This window comes from Devosia sp. XK-2 (assembly GCF_037113415.1).
Lineage (GTDB): Bacteria > Pseudomonadota > Alphaproteobacteria > Rhizobiales > Devosiaceae > Devosia.
In genome coordinates, this window is the sequence record NZ_CP146608.1 from 1,390,008 (window position 1) to 1,415,332 (window position 25,325).

Genomic DNA, 25,325 nt, shown 5'->3' on the forward strand with positions numbered 1-25,325 from the left:
AACCTGTTGTTTCGACCATGGAGAATAAAATGACAAATAACACCATGCTTTCGCGTCGCGCTTTACTTGTGGGTGCGGCGGCTATTGGTGCAACGGCCCAGTTGACGACCATGGTCGCAACGACGGCACAAGAATTGGCCGAAGCAGTTCCGGCCATGGACATCAACGCGCTGGAGAGGGTTAAGGTCGATCTGGTCGCGCCACCTTTCGTTCATGCGCATGACCAGGTCGCCACAGGCGCGCCGAAGATCGTCGAGTTCACCATGACGATTGAGGAGAAGCGCCATGCGGTCGAAGACGGCGTGGAACTCTGGGCCATGACATTCAATGGCTCGGTTCCCGGCCCGCTGATGGTGGTGCACGAAGGGGACTATGTTGAATTGACCCTGATCAATCCCGACACCAACCTTATGCCGCACAACATCGATTTCCACGCGGCCACCGGCGCCCTGGGCGGGGCGGCCATGACCAATGTCAATCCCGGCGAAAAGGCGATCCTGCGCTTCAAGGCTGTCAAGGCCGGCGTTTTCGTCTATCACTGCGCGCCCGAAGGCATGGTGCCCTGGCATGTGACCTCGGGCATGAATGGCGCCATCATGGTTCTGCCGCGCGAGGGTCTCAAGGATCACAAGGGCAATTCGATCACTTATGACCGCGTCTACTATGTCGGCGAACAGGATTTCTATGTCCCCAAGGACGCCGACGGAAATTACCGGACCTACGAGAGCATCGGCGACGGCTATGACGACGCTGTTCAGGCCATGCGGACGCTCATCCCCAGCCACATCGTCTTCAATGGCAAGGTGGGGGGCCTCACTGGCGACAACGCACTCAAGGCCAAGGTCGGCGAGACCGTCCTGATCCTCCACTCGCAGGCCAACCGCGATACGCGGCCACATCTGATCGGCGGTCACGGCGACTTCGTCTGGCCGACTGGCAAATTCCACACGCCACCCGACCTTGACCAGGAGACCTGGTTCATCCCTGGCGGGACGGCCGGCGCGGCGGTCTACACGTTCCGGCAGCCGGGCGTCTACGCCTATGTGAACCACAACCTGATCGAGGCTTTCGAGTTCGGCGCTGCAGGACATTTTGTGGTCGAGGGTCAGTGGAACGACGACCTGATGACCAGCGTCTTGGCGCCCAGCCCGCTCTGAGGCATGCAACGCGGAGTGGCATGAGCCGCTCCGCGCATCCCTAGCCGCCCGCCATCCCTTGGCGCCGGCACCGTCCTGGAGGCGGAGATGACCGTTCTTACTGCCCGGCCCAAGGACCTGGCACCACTCATCTTGCCGGCGGCCCTGCTGGTATTGGCATTTGCCGCCCTGGCGGTTCAACTCGTGCCGTTGCCGGCTCTGTTTCGCCCCAGCGACATTGCGCGCCCTGTCACGGTCACTCTGCCTCCCGGACAACTCACTTACCGTGTCGAGGGGCACTATCTGCAGGACAACGTCCCTATGGATGCTCCCATCACGACGATCGCGTTCGAGCATCCGATTACCATCATGCAATACCAGGTCAGCGTCGAGGACTATGCGCGCTGCGTCGCTGACCAGGCCTGTCCGCCGGCCTTCAATGCCGGCCTCGATGGCACGCCCGTAACCGGAGTGAACTATCAGGATGCGCTCGACTATGCAGCCTGGCTGAGCGGCGCGACCGGAGAAATATGGGCCCTTCCGACTGATGCCGAATGGGCCTATGCCGCAGCCGAGCGCTTCGAGGACGATGCCCTGGGCCTAATGGACGACCCGACCAATCCGGCTTTGCGGTGGATTGCGAATTATCGCGCTGAAGCTGCCCGCAATCGCTCGGCCGATCCAGATCCTCGCCCATTGGGCAGCTTCGGCGCCAACAGCAACGGCATCGTGGATATGTCGGGCAATGTATGGGAATGGACAGAGACTTGCCATCGCCGCGTACATGTCGATGAGGCCGGCAGCATCGTCAGCGAGCAGCCCGCTTGCACGATCCGCGTGCTCGAGGGCAAGCATCGCGGCGCGACGAGCTTTTTCATTCGAGATCCCAAGAGTGGCGGCTGTTCGGTTGGGGTTCCGCCTGACAATCTGGGGTTCCGCCTCGTTCGGCGCGGTGCCGGGCCCGGCGGCTGGTTCGGCTGGATAGGCCGCTGAGCACCGCTTGTTCCGAGGCGGCTGCGACCGCGGCGCAGGTATCATCCCGGTGACTTTTGATGTATCGAGGATAGGTCAAGAGTCGGGGGATTTTGCATTGGCCGATATCGACCGCAGCCTGGTGCGAAGCCTCCCTCTGTTTGCCGATATGGCCGATCCCGATCTCGATCGTATCCTGTCGCGCGCGACCATGCGCCGCGTGCCGGCCGGTGAAGCCGTGTTTGAGCAGGGCCAGAAGGCAAACCAGTTCTACCTGCTGCTGCATGGCCGCTTGAAAGTCACCCAGGTGACACCGGAAGGGCAGCAGATCATCGTTCGTGTCGTTCATCCCGGCGATCTCTTTGGTTTCGCCCAGGCCTTGCAGCGCGACGATTACCCCGGCACACCGGTTGCCGCTGCAGAAAGCGTGGTGATGTGCTGGCCCAACGAGGCCTGGGGCAGCTTTGTCGAGCAGAACCCGCGCCTTGCCGTCAATGCCATGCGCACGATCGGCCAGCGCCTGCAGGAGGCCCATACTCGCATTCGCGAGATGTCCACCGAAGAGGTGGAGCGCCGGGTGGCCCATGCAGTGCTGCGGCTGATGGCTCAGGCCGGACGAAACGAAGCGGACGGCGTCCGCATCGATTTTCCGCTGTCTCGTCAGGATGTGGCCGAGATGACGGGCACCACTTTGCACACAGTGTCACGTTTGTTCAGCGCCTGGGAGAGCCAGGGCATCGTCAAGGGCGGGCGACAGAAACTGCTGATTCGCGACAAGGAGCGTCTTGAGGCGCTGGCCGAGGGGGCCTCGGTGCGCAACTGAGCTCTTGCTTGCGGCAAAGCAAGGAGCGGATCGGTGTCACGGGCTAGGCGGGGTAGGCAGCCTGCTCGGAGACAATCATGGCCTATACCGATTCCATAAAGCGCAAGCCGGTGCCTCGTGGCATTGCTCACACGGGGCCCGTCATCCTGGCCTATGGTTTCCGGCCTTTCTTCCTCGGCGCCGGCCTATGGGCAGTGCTGGCGATGGGGCTCTGGGTTGGGGCGCTGGCACTCGGCCTGCCTATCGGCGCCGGTTATGGCGGACCGGCCTGGCACGCCCATGAGATGCTGTTCGGCTACAGCTCCGCTGCATTGGCGGGGTTTCTGCTCACCGCTATTCCCAATTGGACAGGTCGACTGCCGGTTTCGGGCGCGTCTCTTGCCGCGCTCTTCCTGGTTTGGCTTGCGGGGCGGTTGGCGCTCATCGCACCGTCCGCCATCGGTGTTGGCTGGGCCATCGCACTTGATAGCGCCTTCCTGCCGCTGCTCTTTGCCATCTGCCTGCGCGAGGTGGCTGCGGGAAGGAAGTGGCGTGACCTCAAAGTCCTGGCCGGTGTTCTCGCTCTCGCCTGTGCAAATGGCGGCTTCCACGCGCTGGTCCTGATCGATGCCGGCACGGGACTGGCCAGTCGGCTGGCCGTCTCCGCCTATATCATGCTGATCGGCATTATTGGTGGCCGTATCGTCCCCAGCTTCACTCGCAATTGGTTGGCGAAGCGGCACGCGACCAGTCTTCCCGCACCCTACGGCCCGTTTGATACGACAGCCTTGCTGGGGGCGTTGGCAGCGCTCTCGGTCTGGATCGTCTGGCCCGACCGCTGGGAGACGGGCGTGGCCTGCCTGTTGGCGGCGCTGTTGCATGCAATAAGGCTCACGCGATGGCAGGGCTGGCAAACGGGCAGGGAACGACTGGTTCTGGTGCTCCATATCGCCTATGCGGCGCTTCCGGTCGGATTTACCTGTGTGGCCCTGGTGCCTTTGGGGTTGCTGGGCCCGGCCTCCGCGCTTCACGTCTTCACCATTGGCGCCATCGGCCTCATGACCCTCGCCATTATGACCCGCGCCACTCGTGGTCACACAGGCCTGCCACTAACGGCATCTCCGCTGACGGTCACCAGCGATGGCTTCCTGATCGCCGGGGCCCTGTTGCGCCCCGTAGCGACGCTTTGGTCTGACCACTACATGACCCTGATCTCGGCGAGCGGCCTATGCTGGATGATCGCCTTCGCGCTCTACCTCGTGGAATATGCTCCGGTCTTGCTGGCAAGGCGCAAGACGCGGCCTGACTGACCGATGCTAAAACCGAACCGCCAGCTCCGGCGCCATCTTGTCCGGGGTCCATGGCGGGTCATAGGTCAGGTCCACGCTGACCGGCCCAACGCCCGGCACCGCGCTGGCTGCCGCCGCGGCGGCCTCCTGCAGGAATGCCGATGCGGGGCAAAAGCGCGCTGTCGTCGTTATCAACAGCCGGACGGCGCCATCCTCACCGACATCCACATCATAGACCATGCCGAGGTCGACGATGTTGTGCCCGAGTTCCGGATCGATCACCTGGCGAAGGGCCGCGCGAATATCGGCCTCCAGCTCCATACGCGAGGCCTGCATCAATCGGCCTTGCCGGCGCGAACCATCAGTCGATAGGCCGCGCCATCGGCGTCGAAATCGCCGACCCAGAGATGTCCGCGGGCCTGCAGTTCGGGAAAGAGGAATACCGGTTCACGCTCAAGAAGCGCGAACAATACCTGTCCCTCGGGCATGACCTCGAGCTGCGCGAGTATCTGAACCATCGGCTCGGGCGGGTCCATGTCGGTGCAATCGAGGAAATACGCCGGGTCGGGCCAGTTGTCCGGATCATTGTCGCGCGCTCGGGAAGCCAGTGAATTGTCCGTCTCCTGCGGGGTGAACAGCACCTGCCATTCGCCATTTTCGATCGGCGTGGCCTCATAGCTGAAACCCTTGACCTCCATGACGCGGAACAACGGCTCTGGTCTGAATGTGGCATAAAGTTTCAGCCCCTGGCCCGGCACCAGATTGTTCACGGCGCCCATAATGGCTGCAAAAGGTTCGCCACCATTGCGCAGCAGGGGGCGCACGTCGAGTTCATAAGGTTCAATCATGGAAAGCTCCTTTGCCTTGGCGTCGGCATAAGCAGGCGCGGCCTGGGATGGTTGCGCCAGGGCTCTGGCAGGTCGGCCAGCCGGCGGGCGCGGATGAGTTGATGGGCAAGCAAAAGGACCGCGGCCAATTGCAGGGCCGCCGCGCCCTGCAGCAACGCTGGCGCGCTAAGCAGGATAGCCGCGCCTCCCAAAAGCGTGGCTGCGAAATAGAGCGCGAACCAATGCCGCGCATGGTTCTCGCGCACCAGGTCTTGAACCCTCGGTGTGGGCGTGCGCCCCATCAGGGGCGCGAAACATTCGAGCCAGGTCAGGAAGGCAATGATCTTGTAGAGCATGGCAAGGCCCAGACCGCTGAGCCACCCCAGACCGAGCAGATAGACCGCTGCGGCGGCACCGGCCTCGCTATTGCCTATCACCGCCCAGAAAAGCAATGCAGCACCCAGTCCCAGCATGGCAAATGCCCCGATTGCCGCCACCATATGCAATTCCAGCGCCCGCCGGCGGCGACTTCGATAAAGGGCAGTGATGTCCGCCAAATAGGCGGCCAGGGCCGCCAATGCCGCTGCTCCCGCTACGCCAAGGCCAAGGGCCCACGAGGTACTCGACACCAGCAGCACGCCCAGCACGCCGCACAGCATGGCCAGGGCCAATACGGCCGCTCCAAAAGCGATTTGCGGCCAAAGGCCCTTTCGCTCGGGCGCAATCATGAACATCGCAAGCAGCCGGTAGCTCACGCCCACGGCCGCCAGGGTCAACCAGCCCCCAAGGCCGAACCCGGCATGCAGGGAAACCCCATGCGTGACAAGGGCGATCGAAAAGTCGCCCCCGACCAGCCCTGCGAGCGCTGCGGCCAAGGTGTCGCCCATCAGCACCGCCACCAGGGCGCTCATCAGCGCCACGGCGACAAAGCCCGCCGGCAGCGGCAACGATTTGGCGCTTAACAGGGTGGCAAACAGGCTGATGGCGCCCAGAACGAAGCCGGCAAGAATGATGCTGCCACCCAGGGGCATGAGGTCCGCATTTGCCCCCGACCATCCCGAAAGGCCGCCAAATCCGGCCAGCAAAAGCGCGAGTCCCGAGACGATTGCAGCGAGCATCATGGGCGCCAGACGGGGCAGGGCCAGTTCCCGACCCACCAATACGGGCAGGAATTGCAGCAGCGCCCCGAGCATCAAAAGGCTCAACCAGCCAATCATGATCAGGTGAACCACGATGAGCGTTTCGGGCGCCGCGACTGCGGCATTGGGATAGCCGTATCCCGACGTGAGCAGGAGCAGCGCCAGCAACAAGGCGACCAGCGCGCAGCCGAAAAAGGCGAGCGTCCAGCGCGATATCGTGGCCATTTGCATGGTGAGGCTCCAGGTGAAGGCGCCGACTGGGACCGGCGCCTTGCTGCAAAGTCAGGCGGCGACAGCGCGGCCCAGTTGCACCCGCCAGACCTCCGGACCGCTCTCGAGATAAGTCCAGGAGAATTGTCCGGGATATTCGGCCTGCAACTGGTAATGCAGCGGTCGCGGGTCGTGGTCGTTGATGATCACGAAACTGTCTCCGACCGCCAGCGCATTGGCCATGGCAAAGATTTTCGGATGCCGCTCCCGCGGCTGGATAGTGCGCACGTCGATGAAGGCGAGTTCGTTCTCTTCTGCCATCTGTCCTGTCCTGGCCGCCAATAACAGATCGTGTCCGGGCGGCGGCCAGGCGCCCGGACGGTTCGCAGCTTAGCTACGCCGGAACGAACTCACTTTGTCGCAACGCAAATTGCCGGTGCCGGTACCGGATATTGAGCGAGGCCAACTATCTGGTTCACACCCCGCACCCTGTTTGGGGCTGTGACGGCAAGAGCACCTACCTTGATCCACAGCAAAGCCGGGCGGGCAATGGAACGCCAAAATAGAGGCCTCGGCGCACCGGAGGCATAGCGATGATGCACGATACCGACATAACCGAGCTGATGGACTGTTATTCCCGTTTGCTCGATATCTGCGTCAGCCTCGAGGAAGTTGCCGATGGACTGCCAGACAATGTTCCAATCGCGCAATGCCAGATGCTGGCCCGTACCGTCGCCGAGCAGCTTGTGACAACCCACGCCCGAGAAGGCCGGGTCTTGATGCCGCGCCTATTGGCGTCAGGACGCGCCGGATTGCAGCGGGTGGCCGAGAGGCTGAGGCAGGAACACGATTTCGATCACCAGGCCGCCATGGAAATCGAGGAGGCGCTGCGTGATCTGATCTGGGGCAGGAGTATTTTATCGCCCGATGCGATCGGCTACATGCTTCGCAGCTTCTTCGAGAGCGTTCGTCGCCACGTATATGCCGAGCAGGATCTGCTCGATCTGCTGGAGGACATCGCGCCAACGGATCGGGTCGTCCATTGATCACGTTTATTCTGGCTTTCGCCGTCTTTCTTGCCCTGCATTCCATCCCGGCCATTCCCGGTATCCGGCAAAGGCTGGTGGCGATCCTTGGACGCAGGCTCTACCTCGCTACTTACTCCCTCATATCCATTGCCGCCCTGGCCTGGGTCTTTCAGGCCGCCTTCGCCCTTGATTATCTCGAGCTCTGGGCTCCTGCGGCATGGCAGGCATGGGTCGCGATCGCATCGGTGCCGGTCGCGCTCTTCTTGCTCGTGGCCGGGCTCATCAGTCCCAATCCGCTTTCGATCAGCTTCAGGCGTGGAGAAGAAAAGGCGGGTGCAATTGTTGCCGTCACCCGCCATCCGGTGCTTTGGGGCTTCGTTCTGTGGGCTTTCGGGCATCTCGTGGTCAATGGCGATCTAAGAAGCGTTATGCTCTTTGGCGCATTGGGTATTTTTGCCGTCATCGGAATGGTCATGACGGAACGCCGTAACCGTCGTCGCCTCGGCGCTTCATGGAGTGCCGAGACCAAAAGCAGCTCCGTCCTTCCCTTTGCCGCTATTATCAGAGGACGCGCGGCATTGAGCCTTGATCGACCAATGGTCATCGGCCTGATGGTGAGCGCTGTGGTCACGATCTGGCTGCTTGCCGGCGGTCATGCCAGCCTGTTCAGCGCCGACCCATTGGCATTGGCATCGTCCTAGGCATCGCCATTCCAGGCGCTTGCTTCGGCCTCTCCGGGCAGGTCGATCATGTCGATGGCCCGGGCCGCAAGATGGTCGACAAGGTCGGCGACGCTTTGCGGCAGGTGATAGAAGGCGGGCACAGGCGGCATGACGACTGCCCCCATTTCGGTCACGGCAACCATGTTGCGTAGATGACCCAAATGCAGCGGCGTCTCCCGCGTCAGAAGTACCAGACGTCGCCTTTCCTTGAGATGCACATCTGCGGCCCGCGCTATCAGATTATCGGACAGGCCGGTGGCAATCGCCGCCAGGGTTCGCATCGAACATGGCGCCACGATCATCCCCGCCGTCCGAAACGATCCACTGGCAAGCGTGGCGCCGATATCGTCTGCCTGATGTACCACCTCTACGTGACCGGCCAGTCGATCCCAGGCATCGGGGCCTACCTCATGGGTAAGCGTGCGTCGGGCCGCATCGGAGACGATCAGTTGCGTTGACACATCATTCCTGGTGGCGAGGCGTTCGGCGATACGAATGCCGATGGCCGCGCCCGACGCGCCTGTCAGGGCCAGCACTACGCGAGCATTGCCAGTCATTGCGGGATGCCCAGTTCAGACCACATGGCGTCGACGCGCGCGCGGACCTCATCGGACATAGACAATGTTCTTCCCCATTCGCGGGTGGTTTCAGCTCCGATCTTGTTTGTCGCATCCAGACCGAGCTTGCCGCCCAGCCCTGGTTGGGGTGAGGCGAAGTCAAGATAGTCGATTGGTGTGTCGGGGATGGCGATCAGGTCGCGCATGGCGTCGAAACGTGTTGCCACCGCCCACATGACATCGGGCCAGTCGCGCACATTGATGTCCGGATCGACTGCGATGATCAGCTTGGTCATGGAGAATTGCGGCAGCATGGACCATAGCCCCATCATCACCCGCCGCGCCTGACCCGGATAGCGCTTGTCGATGGACACCACCATGGTGCGATAGGAACAGGCCTCGGGTGGCAACCACAAATCACCGATTTCCGGGAATTGTTGCCGCACCAAGGGCACGAAGAGCGGCGTCATGGCCTCGCCCAGGCGCGATGGCTCGTCCGGCGGCCGGCCGGTATAGGTGGAAAGGTAGATCGGCTGGCGACGCATCGTGACCGCTTTGAGCGTCATCACCGGAAATGGTTCGACAGAATTGTAGTAGCCGGTATGGTCGCCATAGGGGCCTTCAGCTGCGGTCTCGGTGGCGCTGACAGTGCCCTCCAGCACGATTTCCGCCTCCGCCGGCACTGGCATCGCAACGCTTACGCCACAGGCTACGCGGCTCTGGTGGCGGCGCAGAACGCCGGCAAAACCCAATTCATTCAGGCCGTCCGGCAGGGGCATGATTGCGGCCAGCAGCGTCGCTGGGTCCGCACCGATAGCCACGGCAACAGGCATGTCCTCTCCCCGCTCACGCCACAATCTATGGTGGCGGGCTCCACCTCTGGTGGGCAACCAGCGCAATATGGCGCGGTCCCGGCCCAACACCTGCATCCGATAGACGCCGACATTGATGTCGGTCGGATCGATGGGCGAGCGCGTGATGACCAGCGGCCAGGTGATGAGCGGAGCCGGCTCGCCCGGCCAGCAGGTCTGGACCGGCAGGCGGTTGAGATCAATCTGATTGCCGCGCCAGATAATGTCCTGACATCCGGGCTTGGCGATCGTCTTCATGCGAAGGTTCAGCGCCGCGCGCAGCATATCCCGCTGCGCCCAGGCCGAGCGCAGGTCGCGCGGCGGCCTCGGCGAACGCAATTGCGCTAGCCCTTCGCCTAACGGTTCGAGCTCTTGCACATCCAGCCCCATGCCCAGCGCGATACGCTCCGTGCTGCCGAAGAGATTGACCAGGACCGGTATGGTCGAGGGTCTTCCGTCACCTCCTATGGGCCTTTCGATCAGCAAGGCAGGTCCATTGGCTGCGAGCACGCGCCGGTGCACCTCCGTGATGTCATGTCTCATCGAGATTGGTTCATTGACCCGATGCAGTAGCCCTCGCTTCTCGAGCTGCTGCACAAATAGGGCCAGTGACTGAGCGATGGGATGACGGGGGGCGGGTAGCAAGGGGTGAATCATGGTCAAGCCTTGCCAGAGCCAGATCTGATGTTCCTTGCGCTGCATCAATGTGCAGCCAATGGCGACCCGATAAGACTGCCCTCGCGTCCCACCTAACAGGAGCCGCCAGATGCTGCTGCCGCGCCCATTATCCCTGGTCTTGGACAAACTGCCCGTTGCCTTGGTGCAGCGCGTCGTCAACCAGGCGTTCCGCCGGGCGTTGCAGCAGCACCCTGACCTGTTCGACCGCCTCGGAAAGGAAGCCGGCAAGCGCTTCTGCTTCGTGCCCACCGATCTCGATCTTGTCTTCCTCGTGCACCCGGCCAACGGGTTTATACATACCGTCCGCAAGGCCTCTGCGCCGCGTGCCGATGCCACGATCTCAGGCCCCATACTGACGCTGCTGGCACTTCTTGAGGGTCGGATCGATGGCGATGCCGTGTTCTTTTCGCGCAGTCTTTCGGTCACCGGCGACATGGAGGCGATGCTGGCCCTGCGCAATGCCCTCGACGATTGCAGCTTCGATCTGCCCAGCGACCTAGCCGCCATGGCCGGCCCTCTGGCCGGGCCGTTTCGACAACTTGCCGAACATATTCGTCACCGCGCGCTCAAAGGCCTGGCATAGACATGGAACTCATTTGCCCGGCCGGAACCCCGGCCGCCTATCGCGAAGCCGTCGAGGCGGGTGCTGACGCAGTTTACTGCGGGTTTCGCGACGAAACCAATGCGCGCAACTTCCCCGGTCTCAACTTCACCCGCGACGAATTGCGCCAGGCCGTTGCATATGGCCACGCGCGGGGCGTGCAGACCTATGTGGCGCTCAACACGTTCATGCGGGCCGGCCATGAGGACACTTGGTATCGTGCCGCCGACGATGCCGTGGCGGCAGGCGCCGATGCCGTCATTCTCGCCGACATGGCGCTGATGGACTACGTATCCAGCGTCCATTCGAACCAACGCCTGCATGTTTCGGTGCAGGCTTCTGCCTCCAATGTCGACGCGATCAGTCTTCTTGTGGAAAGCTTCGGGGCCAAGCGCCTTGTTCTGCCGCGCGTGTTGACCGTGCCGGAAATTGCCAATCTGGCCCGGCAGGTCGATTGCGAACTTGAAGTCTTTGCCTTCGGCGGACTTTGCGTCATGGCCGAAGGCCGCTGTTCTCTATCCTCCTATGTTACGGGGCAATCGCCCAATGTGCAGGGCGTCTGCTCCCCCGCCAGCCATGTCCACTATCGCGACGATGGTCCGGAAATGGTCTCGGAACTGGGAGGGTTCACGATCAACCGTTTCGGCAGCGACGAGCCGGCAGGTTACCCAACATTGTGCAAGGGGCGGTTCCATATCGCCGCCGACGACGGCTACGCTTTCGAGGACCCTGTAAGCCTCGATGTCATGGAGCATCTCGACGCCTTGCGCTCGGCTGGCGTCACCGCCCTCAAGATCGAAGGCCGCCAGCGCGGCAAGGCCTATGTCGCTCAGGTCGTGTCGAGCCTCCGCGCGGCTTTGGAGGCCCCCAGGGAAGCGCGCGCAGAGAAATTGGCGCAACTGCGTCGGCTGAGCGAGGGCCAGCGCACAACCGCCGGGGCATACGAGAAGAAATGGCGCTGACTATGCCCGAACCATCCGCCCTCAAGATTACCATCGGTCCGGTCCCCTATCTGTGGTCCGGCGAGAAATGGCGCGATTTCTATTACCGCATCGCTGAATCGGGGCATGTCGATGCGGTGACGCTGGGTGAAGTGGTCTGTTCAAAGCGAGACCATTTCACCCGGCCCTTCCTGCCCCAGGTGGTCGAACGGCTGACCCAGGCCGGCAAGGCGGTGGCCGTGGCGTCACTCTCTCTGGTCACGCTCGAGCGCGAAGCGGTCCAGACGCGGCGCCTTGCCACCGAGGCCGGATTGGCCGAAGCCAACGACCTGTCGGCGCTTCGTGCGCTTGCAGGTAAACCGCACCTCGTTGGCCCGTTCGTGAATGTCTATAACGGGGCCACCGCGCGATTGCTGGCCAAGCGCGGGGCCACCCGAATCTGCTTCGGTCCGGAGCTCTCTGCGACCTCGATCGCCTCGATAATCGCCGGCGCACCAGAAATCGAATACGAAATCATCGCTTTTGGACGCCTGCCATTGGCGATATCCGCGCGCTGCGCTCATGCCAGGGCCAAAGGCCATACCAAGGATAATTGTCAGTTCGTGTGCGGCGAAGACCCCGACGGTCTCGACGTCGATACGCTTGACGGCCAGCCATTTCTCACGGTCAATGGCGTACAAACCATGTCGCGACACTGCCAGGTTCTTCTCAACGATCTATCCGCCCTGGCCAGGCTCGGGGTGACGCATCTGCGCCTTTCGCCGCAGCATTGCGACATGGTGGCCGTGGCGGAGATATATGCCGCTGTGCGCGACGGACATGTAACCCCGGAAGAGGGTATCGCCATGCTCAACACCGTCTATCCGGACGCGCCCTATTCAAACGGCTTCCTGCATGGCCTCGCCGGCATGGAATGGATAGCCGCATGAACAATTCCGATCCTGTTCGAAGCATCGCCGAGCCGGACGCGTTGGTGGAACGCATCCGCTCGATCATTGGCACGGTCGCTCTTGATTGCGACTGCCGGCAGCGAGTGAACGACGCCTTGGGGCGGTTCACCGAAATGGAGCGGCAACGCGAGATTCGCCGCCATCTTCTGTCATCGCGGCATCGCCGGGCCGCCATTGCCGGCTTGGTTGAGTTGCTGGCCGAGCTGGACGATATCAGTTGGGTGGAAACTGACCGGGGGGTGCTCGTCGAATTTGCGTACCTTTTTGAGGACATCTCCGAACATGCCCTGCGCGGCGCGGCAGACCTTCGTCGAATAGGTGGGCCGCTGTCCTGAGCGCGCTTGTTGGAATGGGCCGCTTCCGGTTTGTTCACATCCACCTCAAAAACAGGGTTGCACTAAACGCCCGGAATCTCTATCTGTCCGCGCAGTCGGGGCGTAGCGCAGCCTGGTAGCGCATTTGTCTGGGGGACAAAGGGTCGTCGGTTCAAATCCGGCCGCTCCGACCATTTACTTTCGATCCGCCAGTTGGGGCCAATGGCGGTCCAGTCCAAATGCCGGAGCCGACCATGCCGCTACGAGAGAGCGACCTGGAAAATGCCATCCCGCTTTGGGACGAGCTTGCCGGCGCAGTTCCCCAGCTGATCAATCACTCTGAAAACCATACATTCCTGTTCTCCGCGCCACATGGCGAGGCCTATTGCCTGCGCGTACACCGGCCGGACTATCAGAGCATGGCCAATATCGAAAGTGAGCTGGCCTGGCTCGAGGCCCTGCACCGGCAGACAGAACTGGCCATCCCCGAGCCCATTGTCGGCCGCGATGGCAAGCTGCTGCAGCGCTTCACGACGTCGGCGGGCCACGTCCATCACGCCGTCCTCTTCCATTTCATTCCCGGGCATGAGCCTTCGCCGGAAAGCAATCTGGTCGACCTGTTCTCGGTCCTCGGTGCTTATGCGGCAGCATTGCACAAACATGTCATGGGCTGGGAGAGGCCGGCAGGATTTGAGCGCCAGGCCTGGACTGCCCGAGCCATACTTGATGCCGACGGCCTCTGGGGCGATTGGCGTGTTGCGCCCGGCGTTACAGATGCTGTGCGCGACGTCTTGGACCGCATGCAGGACCGCCTGCGCCAGCGTCTTGCCGATTATGGAACCGGTCCGGACCGCTATGGGCTGATTCATGCCGATATGCGCCTGGGCAATCTGCTGGTGGCCGGCGACCAGGTCTCACTCATCGATTTTGATGATTGCGGCCTATGCTGGTTCGGCTACGACTTTGCAGCCGCGATTTCCTTTCACGAAACGCATAAGGCAGTGCCGGCGCTCAAAGCGGCGTGGCTCGATGCCTACCGGACCATTCGGCCCTTTTCCGACCGGGACGCCGAAATGCTTGATTCCATGGTCATGCTGCGGCGCATGGCGCTCCTGGCCTGGATTGGTTCGCATGCTGAAACCAGCCTTGCACAAACTCATGTCCAAGGCTTTGCGCAAGGCACGGCTGATCTGGCCGACCGTTACCTTGCGGGCCCGATCTGGCCTGGAATTGGTTGAGGTTTCCGCCGCGCGGTCACGGGGCGTTGTGAGGCCGTAGCCCGTCGCCGCATGTGGGCTGGCCGAGCATGTCCTCTGATGGCCCGCGGAGACGGCGGCGGTTCGGTCAGCCCGGGTCGTGAGCTGGTAAAGCCCCAGATCAGGCCGAACATCAACCACATCTGCCGCCAGTGTTCGCCCTCGTGCAGGGTTGCCCCCAATATGACGCCAATGAGCGAAAAGAGCAGTGCCAAGGTGATCTCGTTCCGCGTGCGCCGATAGTTGCGAATGGTCACAAAGACGCTGCCGGCCACCAGGGATATCCAGGCTATGCCACCGGTCCAGCCATAGTTGACGAACGAGCTGAGCCAGACATTGTGGATCGGCTCTGGAAATATCTTTTCCAGTTGCAGGACGCCAATGCCGAACGGGTTCTGCAAAATCATCGGGATCACCAGGAGATAACGGTGATAGCGGCCCTCTTCGCCCAAGTCATAGGACTTGGCCAAGGTCAGGCGATCCAACAGTTTGGCGGTGAACTCGGCAGACGTGACGCTGGCAATCCCGAGCAACACCAAGGCGATCGCCACCAGGCCACCGGCGATCAGCACCAGGCGGCGCGGATTCTTGCGGTTCTGAAAGGCCATATAGGCGAAAAGGCAAACCATCGCGCCAACCACGGCGATGCGCGAAAACGACAGCAGAATGCCGAGCATGACGATACCCAGCGCGGCCGTGACCACCAGTTTGTACCGGGTGCGCGGCAGGTAGTAGACGCAGAAGACCGCTGCCGGGATCAGAAAAGTTCCGTACATATTAGGGTCATCGATCAGGCCTTTGGCCCGGCCGTCCCAGGTCAGCAGGGGATGCTGCGTGAGAAAGCCAATCGTGCCCAGCATCGTGGCGATCAGGGACGAAACGATATAGACCTTCATGAAGGTCTCGAAATGCCGGCGGTTCCAGGTCATCGAGACGAAAGCGCCGATAATCGCGATGGCGATGGCGAACGTCTTGGAGATAAGCTCGAATACTACGGCACCGTCGGCGATATGCGGCAGTGAGGCGATCACGCTCGAGCCCAGCCAGGAAGCAGCCAGAAGCGAGAGCAGCAGGGCGCGCCGCGAAACCTCGATCCTGTCCTGCAACGCGATATGCACGAGGGTGATCAGGAAGGCCAGAACGAACAGCAGATCCACTGGCGAGGGACGGAACAGCGTGAAGTTCATGGCCAGGATGGCGACTAGGAACACGAAATTGCGGGTCGATAGGATTGCAAACCGCAGACCAGCAAGGCTCACCTGCGGGACTGCATTCCGGTCGGCAACGTAACTGTCCAAGCTCATCGTGCCAGTCCATATCCCAGAAGCCGGTCGATCACGCCCAAGCCTTCGCAATCCGATGCGCCCGAAATGAAAGACGCCTGATCGGTATTGGCGCGGCAGCGGTAGACCGGCACCGATCCGGCTTCCTCGCTGGCAAATAGCCAACCCGCGGTTCGGCCCTGCACCATTGCCTGTTCCCCACACCTGCCATCTTCAGCCACCGCCTGATCGAGAGCGGGCAGGGGGGCCTCACACTCAACCAGTTTGACGCTGGCCGAATTGTGGGGCGCGCGCGTGAGCGCATAGGCCACGATAGTGTCCATTCGATAATCGGCGCGTTCGCCCGTGAGCGCTCCCGTGGTGGACACGAAGCGCTTGGTCATCGGGTCCTGCCACCGGACGAGAGCCACGCCTGCCTGAACCGGACGCGGTTCTGCATGCGCGTTGAGTGTCACATCCCTGTGCACAAGATAGCGGCTCTCGAATCCCTTGCCGGCCGGAACAAAGATGTAGCTCAGCACAAATCGACCGCCGATAGTGTTGCCGCCAGTTTCAGGGTTCAGCAGCGAAGCATAAACGGAGAGGTCGGTTGGCGCGGGGCGGTCCCAATTCGCATCGTCAATGGGCACCAAGGGCTCATCGAGATCGGTAAAGGCGATCTTGTCCCGCGACAGGGAGAGGCGCAGGCCGCCGAACCAGGGGTCGGTAGCCACTGCCGCGACCCATCCCTCATCCTCAAGATAGGCCGCACCGGTGCCCACAAATCCGATATCGGTGGCTGCGCCACCTAAACCGGGTTCGCGCCATGCGCCGTCGTAATATTTGCGCCAATCGGTCGGCGCACGCGCTGGAGCTCGTGCGACAATGGTCTGCCAGTCGGAGTTTCTGAGGCAATAGGCGTAGAAAAAACCGTCATGTCCGTCGACCAGAGAACAGTCTCCCTCGCCGGTGATCCGGTCCGGCTGCGGCGAGTCCATGCCGCTGATGATCGTCCCCAGATCCGTCCAGGTCAGGCCATCGTCGCGCGACGTCGCTATCGCCATGGATTTATCCGTACGGCCCACATTGTAGTCGCAGGCACGCTCCTGATGCACAAAGCCGATAAGCGTGTCGGCGGCACGCGCTGTGGACGTCAGCCAGCGACCACAATCATTGATGCTGCCGGGCGCACCGGGCTGCAGAACGGCGCGCCGAGGGCCGCCCATGTCGGAGATGCTGTCGCCATCCACCGCATAGGTCGCGCCATTGGCAGTAAATCCGCGAAAGCGCCCGTCGGGCAGTCTTATTGCGGCAAAGGTGGCGTCGAGCTCATCGGGGAAGGGGCCTCGCACCACCTGCGGCGGCCCGACGCGCACGCTGATGCAGTCCATACAAATCTCGTCGATAGCATATGCCGGCGCGAATGCCGTCGGGCCCGCAAAGGCCCAAAGCATCGTCAGTCCTGCCAAGCGCGACGCGATCGAATAATGCATCCGGTCAGTAGGCGTTTTCAGAGGTGAACAGGCGGAACGGCGTCATGACGACGATGTAGAGATCGAACAGGATCGACCAGTGCTCGATATAGTGAAGGTCGTGATTGACGCGCTGCATGATCTTGTCGACCGTATCGGTCTCTCCACGCCAGCCATTGATCTGCGCCCAGCCGGTCATGCCGGGCTTGACGCGATGGCGCGCGAAATAGCCTTCCACCGCCTCGTAATAGAGCTGGTTTTCCGCCTTTGCCTGCAATGCATGCGGACGGGGCCCGACGATGGACAACTCGCCTTTGAGCACATTGAGCAATTGCGGGAGTTCGTCGATCGAGGTGCGGCGAATGAACTTGCCTACCCTGGTCACACGCGGATCGTCCTTGGTCACCAGCTTTGAAGCCGTGGCATCGAGCATGTCCGTGCGCATCGAGCGGAACTTGTAAATGCGAATGAGTTCATTGTTGAAGCCATGCCGGTTCTGCACAAAGAACACGGGCCCCTTGCTTTCCAGCTTGATGGCAATGGCCGTAGCCAGCATGACCGGCGAAAGCAGGATCAGCGCCGTCAAGGCCACAACCTTGTCGAAGGCCCATTTGAAGATCAGGTTCCAGTCCGAAATGGGCCTGTCGGCAATGTCCAGAACCGGCAGGTCTCCGACATAGGAATAGGCCTTTTCGGTGAAGCGCAGTTTGCTCATATGGGCGGAAAGGCGGATATCGACGGGCAGAACCCAGAGTTGGGTGAGCATGTCCAGCACCCTTTTCTCTGCCGAAAGCGGCATCGAAACGAGCACCAGGTCCACCGGCGTGCGCCGCGCAAACTCGATCAGATCGGAGACTTTACCCAGTTTCTGGTAGCCCGATACCGTATCGGGAGAGCGTTTGCCCACGCGGTCGTCAAACAAGCCGAGCAAGTTGATGTCCTTATCGGCACCAGCCTCGATTTGTGCGATCAGCAATGCCGCGTCTTCGCCGCCACCGACAATGACGGTGCGCCTTTTCAGCCGGCCTTGCGCAGTCCAGCGCAAGACCAGGCTGCGCAGCGCCAGGCGGAAGACGATCAGCATGACCGCGCCGGACAGGAACCAGGCGAGCAGCCAGGCCTTGGCAGGCTCATCACCCGCTTTGAGAACAAAGAAACCGACGACCAGCAGCAACATCACGCCAGTCCAGGCGCTGAGCACCCGTCCGGCCTGCGGCATCAATGTGCGATAGGTCACTATGCGATGGGAACGGACGGCATTGAGCGCAATATTGGCGATCAACACGCTCGCCATGATCACCGGAATGTAGAAGCCGTCCTGGCGGGGCGCAATCAGGGCCAGGTGGATGCCATAGCCCAGCAGTACCAGCAGCACCGCTTCGGTCACCTGGGCAACACCCACCACCACGGCGCCGGAAAGCGTCCGGTCGACCGGCGCCGCGATAATCCGCTCGGCAGCGTCTGATAGGCGCGCCTGGCCAGGATTTTCCTGGCGCGATGCATGGTCCTCGATGGCCTTTTGGGGGTCGACGCGATACATGGGGCTTACCGGTGCTATGGTTTTGCGCAGTATCGTTAGTCGGCAGACCTTTATACTCGGTGAAGCCACAAGGCGCAGTGAAGCGGAATTCCTTAAGGGTTACCGCGAGGTTGCCCGGCGGTATAGCTGCTCGATTTCGCCGGCCATGCGGTCCACCGAAAAGCCGGCCGCGATGTGATCCAGCCGCTGGCGCATTTCGGCTTGTGCTGCGGCTTTGTCGGCCAATACGCGCGTCATTGCTTCGGCCAGCACGTTCGCGTTGCCTGGTTCGATCAGGTGTTCAGCCGTCGGCCCGAAAATTTCCGGTATTCCCCCCACAGTGGTCGAGATGACCGGCAATTGGGCTGCAGCGGCCTCCAGCACGACATAGGGTAGGGACTCCGCCAGCGACGGCACAACGGCGCAGTGGCCCCAGGCGAAAACCATGCGCGCGGGCTTGGAGCCTACGAGCCGCACCCGTTCGCCCAGTCCAAGCTGAGCAATGCGTTCCTCCAGCGCGCCGCGATCCGGGCCGTCACCGGCCATCACCAAGGTTGCTGGCTGTCCATTCGGGCGCTTGGTCATGGCCAGCGCCTCGACCAGGGGCAATATCCCCTTTAGGCCCCGCAACTCGCCAACGAAGACAAAATCCGCGGCGTCCGGCTCTTGCTGCACCGGCTCGAACTCCTCGGGCCGTATCCCGTTGTGAATCACGATGCTGTGGCAGGTTGGCCTGCCGATCAGCGCCGAATAGGTCCTTTCGGCATAGGCGCTTTCGAAGATGATCGCCTCGGTCTGCCGCATCAGCAGCCGCTCCAGCCGGTGGAAGAGGCGCCCCGACGGCTTGTCCTTGGAAAAATGCAGAACGCCACCATGCGGCGTATAGAATACCTTGAACTGCTTGGGGCCATAGGCCCCCAACCGGGCGTAAAAACCGCCCTTCGCCCCATGGCCGTGAACGATGTCGACGCGTAGCTTCCGCGCTATCGAGGCGACCGCAAAAGGCGTCGACAGATCGCCCCTTCCAAACAGACGCGGCATTGGCAGGCGGTGAATGCCCAGCGCGGCATGCGGCGCAAGCGCATCCAGAAGCGATTCTGTTTGGGCGTCATTGGCGACGCTGTCGATCACCAGGCCAATGTCATGTCCGTTGGCGGCCAGAAAGCGTGTCAGATCGGCGACGTGTCGGAACAGTCCACCGACGGGCGCCCTCAGAACCTGCAGGATGCGGAAGCCGCCCTCATTGGACACTAAAACCAGCGCTCCTGCACCACGATCGTGTCGCCCGGGAAGATCGGGAAGTCCAGTTCCACCGAGCCCTTGACCATTTCGTTGCCCTGGCGCCGATAGACTACAGCCCGGTTGCGGTCGGCCGTTTCGGTATAGCCGCCGGCAGTGCTGATCGCGGCGCGCACAGTCATGCCGTAAACATAGGCGAACTGGCCGGACGACTTGATTTCGCCCTGTATAAAGAACGGGCGATACTGGTCGATTTCCACCGCGACGTCGGGATTGCGCATATAGCCATTGGCGAGCGCGCGCGCCAGGCGCTGTGCGGCATTCTCGGTCGTGCTGCCGCGCACTTGCACCGGCCCGACCAGCGGGAACGCAATCGCCCCCTTGTCATCGACTTTATAGGTTTTGCTCAACTCGGCATCGCCATAAACAGTTACCCGTACGATATCGCCCGTATCAAGCAGATATGGCCCCTTGGTGTCGACAAGATAGCTCGAGGGGCGCGTCGTTGCGCAGCCAGACAGTACAAGCGTCGCGACGACGGCGATAAGTGATAGCCAGCGCATAAGAATCCCAAATCCTCGAATTGTCCGAAGTCTGGCGGTTCATGGTTAAGATTTCGCTTATGGCCGGTGCGCGCTGTTGCACCATGCGGGACGGGTTAACCCAATGTTGACCATGCATGGCTTAGCTCTAGGACGTTATTGAGGGCCCGTTATGACCTACGAACAATCACCAATGGATGACACGCGGATTGATGTGGCTGCACTGTTCTCGGCCATTATTCGGCGCCTTCCGCGCATCCTGCTCATAACGCTCGGATTGCTCGTGGCCGCTTTCGTTGTTCTGATGTTTCAGCCGCGAATGTACGAATCCTCTTCGGCCATCCTGGTAGAGCCGCGTTCGAGCCCCTATGTGCGCGCCTCAAACGAGCAGGCGCCCTCGATCTCGGGGAACGAGGTTGGCGTCGTCTCAAGCCAGATTGAACTGCTGAAGTCGCGAGACACGCTGCTCGGCGTGATCGATGAGCTGGATTTGCGCTCCGTGCCCGAGTTCAACGGTTCCGCCTCCGGTTTTTCGCCGCTTGCCATGATCATGCAGATCGCTGGCCGCCGCGCTGCTACGCCCAACAGCATTGACGAAACGGTGCTGACGGCCCTCTACGAGCGCCTCAACGTCGCCCAGGAGCGCGACTCCCGGATTATCTCGGTGACGGTCAGCACCACAGATCCGGAGCTCTCGGCGCGCATAGCCAATGCGGTCGCCTCGGCCCATGTGGCGCGGCGGGCGCAATTGTCCATATCCGATACTGCCGACGCCACCGGCTGGCTGCGCGAGGAAATCGACCGGCTGCGCGTGGCCGTGCAGGATGCGGAGTCGGCGGTCGCCAATTTCCGGGTCGAGAACGATCTGTTCACCGGCCAGAACAATACCAGCCTGCTCGATCAGGAACTCTCCAATATTTCCGGTCAGATCACCGCTGCGCAGGAGCGCAAGAGCGCAGCCATGTCCCGCGCTACGCTGATCCGCGGGCTGATCGAACGTGGTCAGCCCATCGAGGGCGTGGCCAACGTTCAGGATTCCGTCGTTATTCAGCGGCTGAGCGAGGAAAAGGCGCGCCTGCAGGGCGAACAGGCGCAGCGCTCCGCGACCTTGCTCTCGAACCATCCCTCGATACGTGCGCTCAACGCGCAGATCGCCGAGCTCAACAACCAGATCCGCATCGAAGGAGGCCGTGTGGCGGCCGCGCTCGAGGCGGAGGCCAAAATCGAGGCCGATCTGGAAGCCTCGCTGCAGGCCGAATTGGCGCGGGCCAAGTCCAGTGCCTCGCTGGCCACCCGCGAAACCGTCACCCTGGATAGCCTGGAGCGGGAAGCCAAGGCGCAGCGTGACCTGCTGGAGGCCTATCTCCTGCGCTTTAATGAAGCCTCCTCGCGTGTCGATGCCAACTCCGCTTTGCCGGACGTTCGTGTCGTGTCCGAGGCGGCGCCGTCGGTAACGGCCGCCTCGCCAAAGACGACATTGATCATGATCGCCGTTGGCGTACTGTCCGTCGTCGTACAGGTCGGCGCCGCGGCCTTCGGGGAACTGATGTCGGGCCGTGCCCTGGCCCCTGTGACACGGGAGAGTCTGGGGGGCGACGTGCTTGAGGAAGCCCCTTTCGACGTCGAGGAACTGGAGCCCGACCAGCGCTGGGAAGCTGAGGGCGAAGAGGAGGTTCTTGCCTCAACGGCCGGCCACGACCTGTCGCCTCTCGACGAGCTCGCCGGAGACCTTTCCGACATGCGCCCCTCCGCCGCCGTGCAAACGAAACCGGGCGCGAAACCAACACCGGATGCTGATCCCGCCTCGGACGCGGTTCGCACCTTCATTCGCGAGCAAATGGCGGGAATCTCCGCTGCCAGCCGCCGGGCTAGGGATGAAATTGCCGCAAAGTCCTCCGTAGTCCCGGAAGTGATGTCGTCCACCGATCAGGACAGTGCTACGGCCAAGCCGGCCCGGGTGCTCCGTTATACCGATCTTATCTCCGACCTGGCACTGGGGCGCACACATCTGCTGCTGCTTGCTGACCACCAGGGTGGCCAATCGAGCCGCGTGCTGGCTGAAGACCTGATTGGCGATGCGATCTCAAAGGGGCTCAGCGTCGCCCTGATCGACGCGGGCACCGGCCGGCAGACCCATGAGCCGGGTGTCACCGATCTTAGCCAGGGCAGCGCCAGCTTCGGCAATGTCGTGCAGAAATCGGCCGATAACGGCTTTGCCGAAGTCACCTGGGGCAAGGGCATCGAGATTGACCGCCAGTCTAGCCGTCCAGCCACGCTGGTTGAAGCGTTGGGCGACATCTACGAGGTCGTCATCGTCTTGACGGGGCAGGTCGCAGGCACCTCTTCGCTGGACCTGTTTGTCGAACTCGGCGGCCGCGTGGTGCTGGTGGCCGATGATGAGACCAAGCTGGATCGTGCTGAACTGGCGCGGCAGCGGCTGGAGAATGCCGGCTTGGCACGTGTCGAGATCACCGCGCTCGCCGAGCCGGTTGCGGCCTGACGGCCGAGAGACGCCAGATGTCGCTCAAATATGCCGCCATTCGCGCCAGCTTCGAGCTGCTCTGGCTCACCGGCATGCCTCACCTGTTCCGGCTCTTGTCGCGTTCACGCGGCGTGATCTTCACGCTCCACCGCGTCCTGCCTGAAGAGCCTGCCGACTTCTCGCCCAATGCAATTCTGCAGATACAACCGGATTTTCTCGAATATTGCCTGGAACGTCTGGTCGAATTGGGCATCGACATTGTCAGTCTCGATGAGGCGTTGGGGCGTCTGGCGGCCCCAAAGCGGGGGCGTCCATTCGTCGTCCTGACCTTTGACGATGCCTACCGCGACAACCTGCGCTATGCGCTGCCGATCCTGCAAGCGCATCAGGCGCCCTTCACGCTTTACGTGCCCACGGCCTTCATTGACGGGGTCGGACAACTTTGGTGGCAGGCCATTGAGGACATCATAGCCCGTCAGGACGCGGTGGCCTTTACCGAAGCGGACGAAACTGAATATGTCGAAACCCGCACCCTGGCGCAGAAACGCGAGGCTTTCGATAGGCTTTACTGGCGCATGCGCCAACTGCCCGAGCCGGATCGTCTGGCCCTTCTTGCCGAGTTCACCGCGGCCTATGGCTATGATCTTGATCGGCAATGCCGCGACCTGATCATGACCTGGCAGGAATTGCGTCTGTTTGCCGGTGACCCGCTCTGTACCATCGGCGCGCATACCGTGCATCACTACGAATTGGCCAAACTGCCGATCGAGCAGGCGCGCAACGAAATGGCTCGATCGGTGGATGTGATTGAAGCCCAGTTTGGCATCCGGCCGACGCATTTTTCTTATCCGCTGGGCGGACCACTGTCCTGCGGCACCCGCGAATTCGCGCTGGCAAAAGAGCTCGGCTTCCGCACGGCGGTTACCACCCGTCCGGGCGGCCTCTACCCGCACCACCTGCAAAAACCGACCGAATTGCCCCGCGTTTCGCTCAACGGCTACTTCCAGCAGCGCCGCTATGTCGATGTTTTCGCCAGTGGCGGTCTCTTCACCCAACTTGGCAAATTAACCGGCTAACCTACTGATTAGATTCGCGTAGCGACCTTGCTACCGTTTGATCTGGGAGGCGTCCGGTTTGGCCATCCATTTGATCAACGGCATGGCCGGAAGCACCCAGCCCATGCCGGCGGCGATGAAGAACACGATCAGCACCAGGCCTGGCAGTCCTTCGGGCAGCAGCAGATAGACCCAGGTCGCCAGCATCGACCACAGGACGATTGAGCCAACCAGAAGGAAGGCGCCTATCAATTTGCGGCTGCGCTGGGTCATGTGCGGCATCTGGGCTGTTGCGAGGTGGTGACGAGGGGATTACCACTCCCGCACTTTCGTCGAAACCGGAAATCGCGCCGTGAACGCCATGCAAGATGCCGCACCGGGCCAAGTCAGCTATGCCAGTGACCATTTGCGGCCCGTTCGCATCTGGCTCTATGGGCTCGCGGCCTTTGTCCTGCTCATTGTGGTTGTTGGCGGCATCACGCGCCTGACCGAGTCAGGCCTGTCCATCACCTCATGGAAGCCCATTTCCGGTGTCATTCCTCCATTGAACCAGGCTGATTGGGAGGCCGAGTTCGAGGCCTATAAGCAGATTCCGCAATACTCGGTTCTCAATTCCTGGATGAGCCTGGACGATTTCAAGTTCATCTTCTTCTGGGAATGGTTTCACCGGCTGATCGCTCGTTTCCTGGGCGTCCTGTTCATTGTGCCCTTCGTGGTCTTCCTGTTTCAAAAGCGTTTGTCGCGCGATCTGGCCTGGCCATTGTTCGGTCTGTTCGTCCTCGGCGGCTTCCAGGGCGCTTTGGGTTGGTGGATGGTCTCGTCCGGGCTGACGGAACTGACATCGGTCTCGCAATATCGCCTGGCGGCGCATCTGACCGCAGCCAGCCTGCTATTCATTGCCCTGGTCTATGTTGCCCGGTCCTTGTCTCCTGGCCGTGTTCTGGGACGGGTGACGGGCTTTCACATGACCACCGGCGTCATCCTGCTGCTTGCCGTCGTCCTGCAGATTGGGGCAGGAGCCTTTGTCGCGGGCCTTGATGCGGGCATGGGCTATCAGACCTGGCCACTTATGGATGGTGCCATTGTGCCCAATGGGCTATTCGCCATGGACCCGGCCTGGCGCAACTTGTTCGAAAACGCGCTGACAGTGCAGTTCGTCCATCGCGGCATTGCCTATCTCATCATCGCCTATATCGCCTGGTTGATCTGGCGCCGTTATAAGGATGGCGGCTTTGGCGGCGTGCATGGCTGGTTGCCGCGCATCGGCGCCATCGTGCTGCTGCAGGTCTGCTTGGGCATAGCCACCCTGCTCATGGCCGTTCCCATAGGGCTGGCAGTCGGCCACCAAGCGCTCGCCTTTATGCTGGCTGGTCTTGCAGCGGGCTATATCGCGGATATGCGGCGGGTGCGGTAAAATAATACCGCATTCATAAGTATTTGATTTTGCGCATGAAATTATTGGGTGTTGACGGGCTGGTGAA

At 61.8% G+C, this 25,325-nt stretch carries 26 protein-coding genes and 1 tRNA gene; 15 read left to right on the forward strand and 12 right to left on the reverse strand.

Going from position 1 to position 25,325, the window contains the following annotated elements; translation table 11 throughout:
- Positions 1-29: 29 nt before the first annotated feature.
- The 4 genes from nirK to V8Z65_RS06700 all read left to right on the forward strand — a co-directional run bounded on the left by nirK (position 30) and on the right by V8Z65_RS06700 (position 4,220).
- A complete protein-coding gene (gene nirK, locus V8Z65_RS06685) occupies positions 30-1,157 on the forward strand; it encodes a copper-containing nitrite reductase (RefSeq protein WP_338723347.1) in 1,128 nt (375 codons plus the stop codon).
- An 87-nt stretch (positions 1,158-1,244) separates the two neighbouring features.
- A complete protein-coding gene (locus tag V8Z65_RS06690; RefSeq protein WP_338723348.1) occupies positions 1,245-2,129 on the forward strand; it encodes an SUMF1/EgtB/PvdO family nonheme iron enzyme in 885 nt (294 codons plus the stop codon).
- Between the two features lie 97 nt (positions 2,130-2,226).
- Positions 2,227-2,931, forward strand: coding sequence for a Crp/Fnr family transcriptional regulator (locus V8Z65_RS06695; RefSeq protein ID WP_338723350.1), 705 nt, complete (start codon positions 2,227-2,229; stop codon positions 2,929-2,931).
- Between the two features lie 77 nt (positions 2,932-3,008).
- A complete protein-coding gene (locus V8Z65_RS06700; RefSeq protein ID WP_338723351.1) occupies positions 3,009-4,220 on the forward strand; it encodes an NnrS family protein in 1,212 nt (403 codons plus the stop codon).
- 6 nt (positions 4,221-4,226) lie between these two features.
- On the opposite strand, the gene V8Z65_RS06705 is transcribed toward V8Z65_RS06700, so the two are convergent.
- The 4 genes from V8Z65_RS06705 to V8Z65_RS06720 are packed head-to-tail and all read right to left on the reverse strand — an operon-like array spanning position 4,227 to position 6,696.
- On the reverse strand, positions 4,227-4,535 hold the full coding sequence (locus V8Z65_RS06705; RefSeq protein WP_338723353.1) for a metal-sulfur cluster assembly factor: 309 nt from the start codon (positions 4,533-4,535) through the stop codon (positions 4,227-4,229).
- Positions 4,535-5,047, reverse strand: a complete 513-nt coding sequence (locus V8Z65_RS06710) for a DUF2249 domain-containing protein (protein WP_338723354.1) — start codon at positions 5,045-5,047, stop codon at positions 4,535-4,537. Before V8Z65_RS06710 ends, V8Z65_RS06705 begins: the two co-directional genes overlap by 1 nt.
- Entirely contained in the window at positions 5,044-6,396 is a 1,353-nt protein-coding gene (locus tag V8Z65_RS06715; protein WP_338723355.1) for a hypothetical protein, read from the reverse strand. The genes V8Z65_RS06710 and V8Z65_RS06715 overlap by 4 nt, the downstream gene beginning before the upstream one ends.
- A gap of 51 nt (positions 6,397-6,447) precedes the next feature.
- Positions 6,448-6,696: a DUF2249 domain-containing protein gene (locus tag V8Z65_RS06720; protein WP_338723357.1), complete on the reverse strand. Its 249-nt coding sequence runs from the start codon at positions 6,694-6,696 to the stop codon at positions 6,448-6,450.
- 272 nt (positions 6,697-6,968) lie between these two features.
- Between V8Z65_RS06720 and V8Z65_RS06725 the strand changes: the two genes are divergently transcribed.
- Together V8Z65_RS06725 and V8Z65_RS06730 are read left to right on the forward strand one after the other, a co-directional pair.
- On the forward strand, positions 6,969-7,421 hold the full coding sequence (locus tag V8Z65_RS06725; protein WP_338723359.1) for a hemerythrin domain-containing protein: 453 nt from the start codon (positions 6,969-6,971) through the stop codon (positions 7,419-7,421).
- Positions 7,418-8,104, forward strand: a complete 687-nt coding sequence (locus V8Z65_RS06730; protein ID WP_338723360.1) for an NnrU family protein — start codon at positions 7,418-7,420, stop codon at positions 8,102-8,104. Before V8Z65_RS06725 ends, V8Z65_RS06730 begins: the two co-directional genes overlap by 4 nt.
- Here V8Z65_RS06730 and V8Z65_RS06735 read toward each other — a convergent pair.
- Together V8Z65_RS06735 and V8Z65_RS06740 are read right to left on the reverse strand one after the other, a co-directional pair.
- The gene (locus tag V8Z65_RS06735; protein ID WP_338723361.1) at positions 8,101-8,682 is read right to left on the reverse strand and encodes a UbiX family flavin prenyltransferase; all 582 of its coding nucleotides are present in this window, start codon (positions 8,680-8,682) and stop codon (positions 8,101-8,103) included. The genes V8Z65_RS06730 and V8Z65_RS06735 overlap by 4 nt on opposite strands.
- On the reverse strand, positions 8,679-10,190 hold the full coding sequence (locus V8Z65_RS06740; RefSeq protein WP_338723968.1) for a UbiD family decarboxylase: 1,512 nt from the start codon (positions 10,188-10,190) through the stop codon (positions 8,679-8,681). Before V8Z65_RS06740 ends, V8Z65_RS06735 begins: the two co-directional genes overlap by 4 nt.
- 109 nt (positions 10,191-10,299) lie before the next feature.
- On the opposite strand from V8Z65_RS06740, the gene V8Z65_RS06745 reads away from it, so the two are divergent.
- The 6 genes from V8Z65_RS06745 (at position 10,300) to V8Z65_RS06770 (ending at position 14,255) form a co-directional block, all read left to right on the forward strand.
- On the forward strand, positions 10,300-10,794 hold the full coding sequence (locus V8Z65_RS06745) for an SCP2 sterol-binding domain-containing protein (protein WP_338723363.1): 495 nt from the start codon (positions 10,300-10,302) through the stop codon (positions 10,792-10,794).
- A gap of 2 nt (positions 10,795-10,796) precedes the next feature.
- Positions 10,797-11,774 carry a peptidase U32 family protein gene (locus V8Z65_RS06750; protein WP_338723364.1) on the forward strand — a complete coding sequence of 326 codons (978 nt, stop codon included), beginning with the start codon at positions 10,797-10,799 and terminating at the stop codon, positions 11,772-11,774.
- Positions 11,775-11,776: 2 nt separating this feature from the next.
- A complete protein-coding gene (locus V8Z65_RS06755; protein ID WP_338723365.1) occupies positions 11,777-12,682 on the forward strand; it encodes a U32 family peptidase in 906 nt (301 codons plus the stop codon).
- The gene (locus V8Z65_RS06760) at positions 12,679-13,038 is read left to right on the forward strand and encodes a hypothetical protein (RefSeq protein WP_338723367.1); all 360 of its coding nucleotides are present in this window, start codon (positions 12,679-12,681) and stop codon (positions 13,036-13,038) included. The genes V8Z65_RS06755 and V8Z65_RS06760 overlap by 4 nt, the downstream gene beginning before the upstream one ends.
- A gap of 96 nt (positions 13,039-13,134) precedes the next feature.
- Positions 13,135-13,211 (forward strand) — tRNA-Pro (locus tag V8Z65_RS06765).
- A 60-nt stretch (positions 13,212-13,271) separates the two neighbouring features.
- Positions 13,272-14,255, forward strand: coding sequence for a phosphotransferase (locus V8Z65_RS06770; RefSeq protein WP_338723368.1), 984 nt, complete (start codon positions 13,272-13,274; stop codon positions 14,253-14,255).
- On the opposite strand, the gene V8Z65_RS06775 is transcribed toward V8Z65_RS06770, so the two are convergent.
- The 5 genes from V8Z65_RS06775 to V8Z65_RS06795 all read right to left on the reverse strand — a co-directional run bounded on the left by V8Z65_RS06775 (position 14,219) and on the right by V8Z65_RS06795 (position 20,328).
- The gene (locus V8Z65_RS06775; protein ID WP_338723369.1) at positions 14,219-15,577 is read right to left on the reverse strand and encodes an O-antigen ligase family protein; all 1,359 of its coding nucleotides are present in this window, start codon (positions 15,575-15,577) and stop codon (positions 14,219-14,221) included. The genes V8Z65_RS06770 and V8Z65_RS06775 overlap by 37 nt on opposite strands.
- The gene (locus V8Z65_RS06780) at positions 15,574-16,926 is read right to left on the reverse strand and encodes a hypothetical protein (protein ID WP_338723370.1); all 1,353 of its coding nucleotides are present in this window, start codon (positions 16,924-16,926) and stop codon (positions 15,574-15,576) included. The genes V8Z65_RS06775 and V8Z65_RS06780 overlap by 4 nt, the downstream gene beginning before the upstream one ends.
- Before the next feature lie 106 nt (positions 16,927-17,032).
- Positions 17,033-18,547: an undecaprenyl-phosphate glucose phosphotransferase gene (locus V8Z65_RS06785; RefSeq protein WP_338723371.1), complete on the reverse strand. Its 1,515-nt coding sequence runs from the start codon at positions 18,545-18,547 to the stop codon at positions 17,033-17,035.
- Between the two features lie 99 nt (positions 18,548-18,646).
- Positions 18,647-19,777, reverse strand: coding sequence for a glycosyltransferase (locus tag V8Z65_RS06790; RefSeq protein ID WP_338723373.1), 1,131 nt, complete (start codon positions 19,775-19,777; stop codon positions 18,647-18,649).
- On the reverse strand, positions 19,777-20,328 hold the full coding sequence (locus tag V8Z65_RS06795; protein ID WP_338723375.1) for a polysaccharide biosynthesis/export family protein: 552 nt from the start codon (positions 20,326-20,328) through the stop codon (positions 19,777-19,779). Before V8Z65_RS06795 ends, V8Z65_RS06790 begins: the two co-directional genes overlap by 1 nt.
- A gap of 172 nt (positions 20,329-20,500) precedes the next feature.
- On the opposite strand from V8Z65_RS06795, the gene V8Z65_RS06800 reads away from it, so the two are divergent.
- Together V8Z65_RS06800 and V8Z65_RS06805 are read left to right on the forward strand one after the other, a co-directional pair.
- Complete coding sequence (locus tag V8Z65_RS06800; RefSeq protein WP_338723377.1) at positions 20,501-22,807, forward strand: GumC family protein; 2,307 nt, start codon at positions 20,501-20,503, stop codon at positions 22,805-22,807.
- Positions 22,808-22,824: 17 nt separating this feature from the next.
- The gene (locus V8Z65_RS06805) at positions 22,825-23,865 is read left to right on the forward strand and encodes a polysaccharide deacetylase family protein (RefSeq protein ID WP_338723379.1); all 1,041 of its coding nucleotides are present in this window, start codon (positions 22,825-22,827) and stop codon (positions 23,863-23,865) included.
- A 30-nt stretch (positions 23,866-23,895) separates the two neighbouring features.
- Here the strand turns inward: V8Z65_RS06805 and V8Z65_RS06810 are convergent, their stop codons facing one another.
- Positions 23,896-24,126 carry a DUF2842 domain-containing protein gene (locus V8Z65_RS06810; RefSeq protein WP_338723380.1) on the reverse strand — a complete coding sequence of 77 codons (231 nt, stop codon included), beginning with the start codon at positions 24,124-24,126 and terminating at the stop codon, positions 23,896-23,898.
- A 79-nt stretch (positions 24,127-24,205) separates the two neighbouring features.
- On the opposite strand from V8Z65_RS06810, the gene V8Z65_RS06815 reads away from it, so the two are divergent.
- Positions 24,206-25,258 (forward strand): COX15/CtaA family protein, encoded by a 1,053-nt coding sequence (locus V8Z65_RS06815; protein WP_338723969.1) that lies wholly within the window; start codon positions 24,206-24,208, stop codon positions 25,256-25,258.
- Positions 25,259-25,325: the final 67 nt, after the last annotated feature.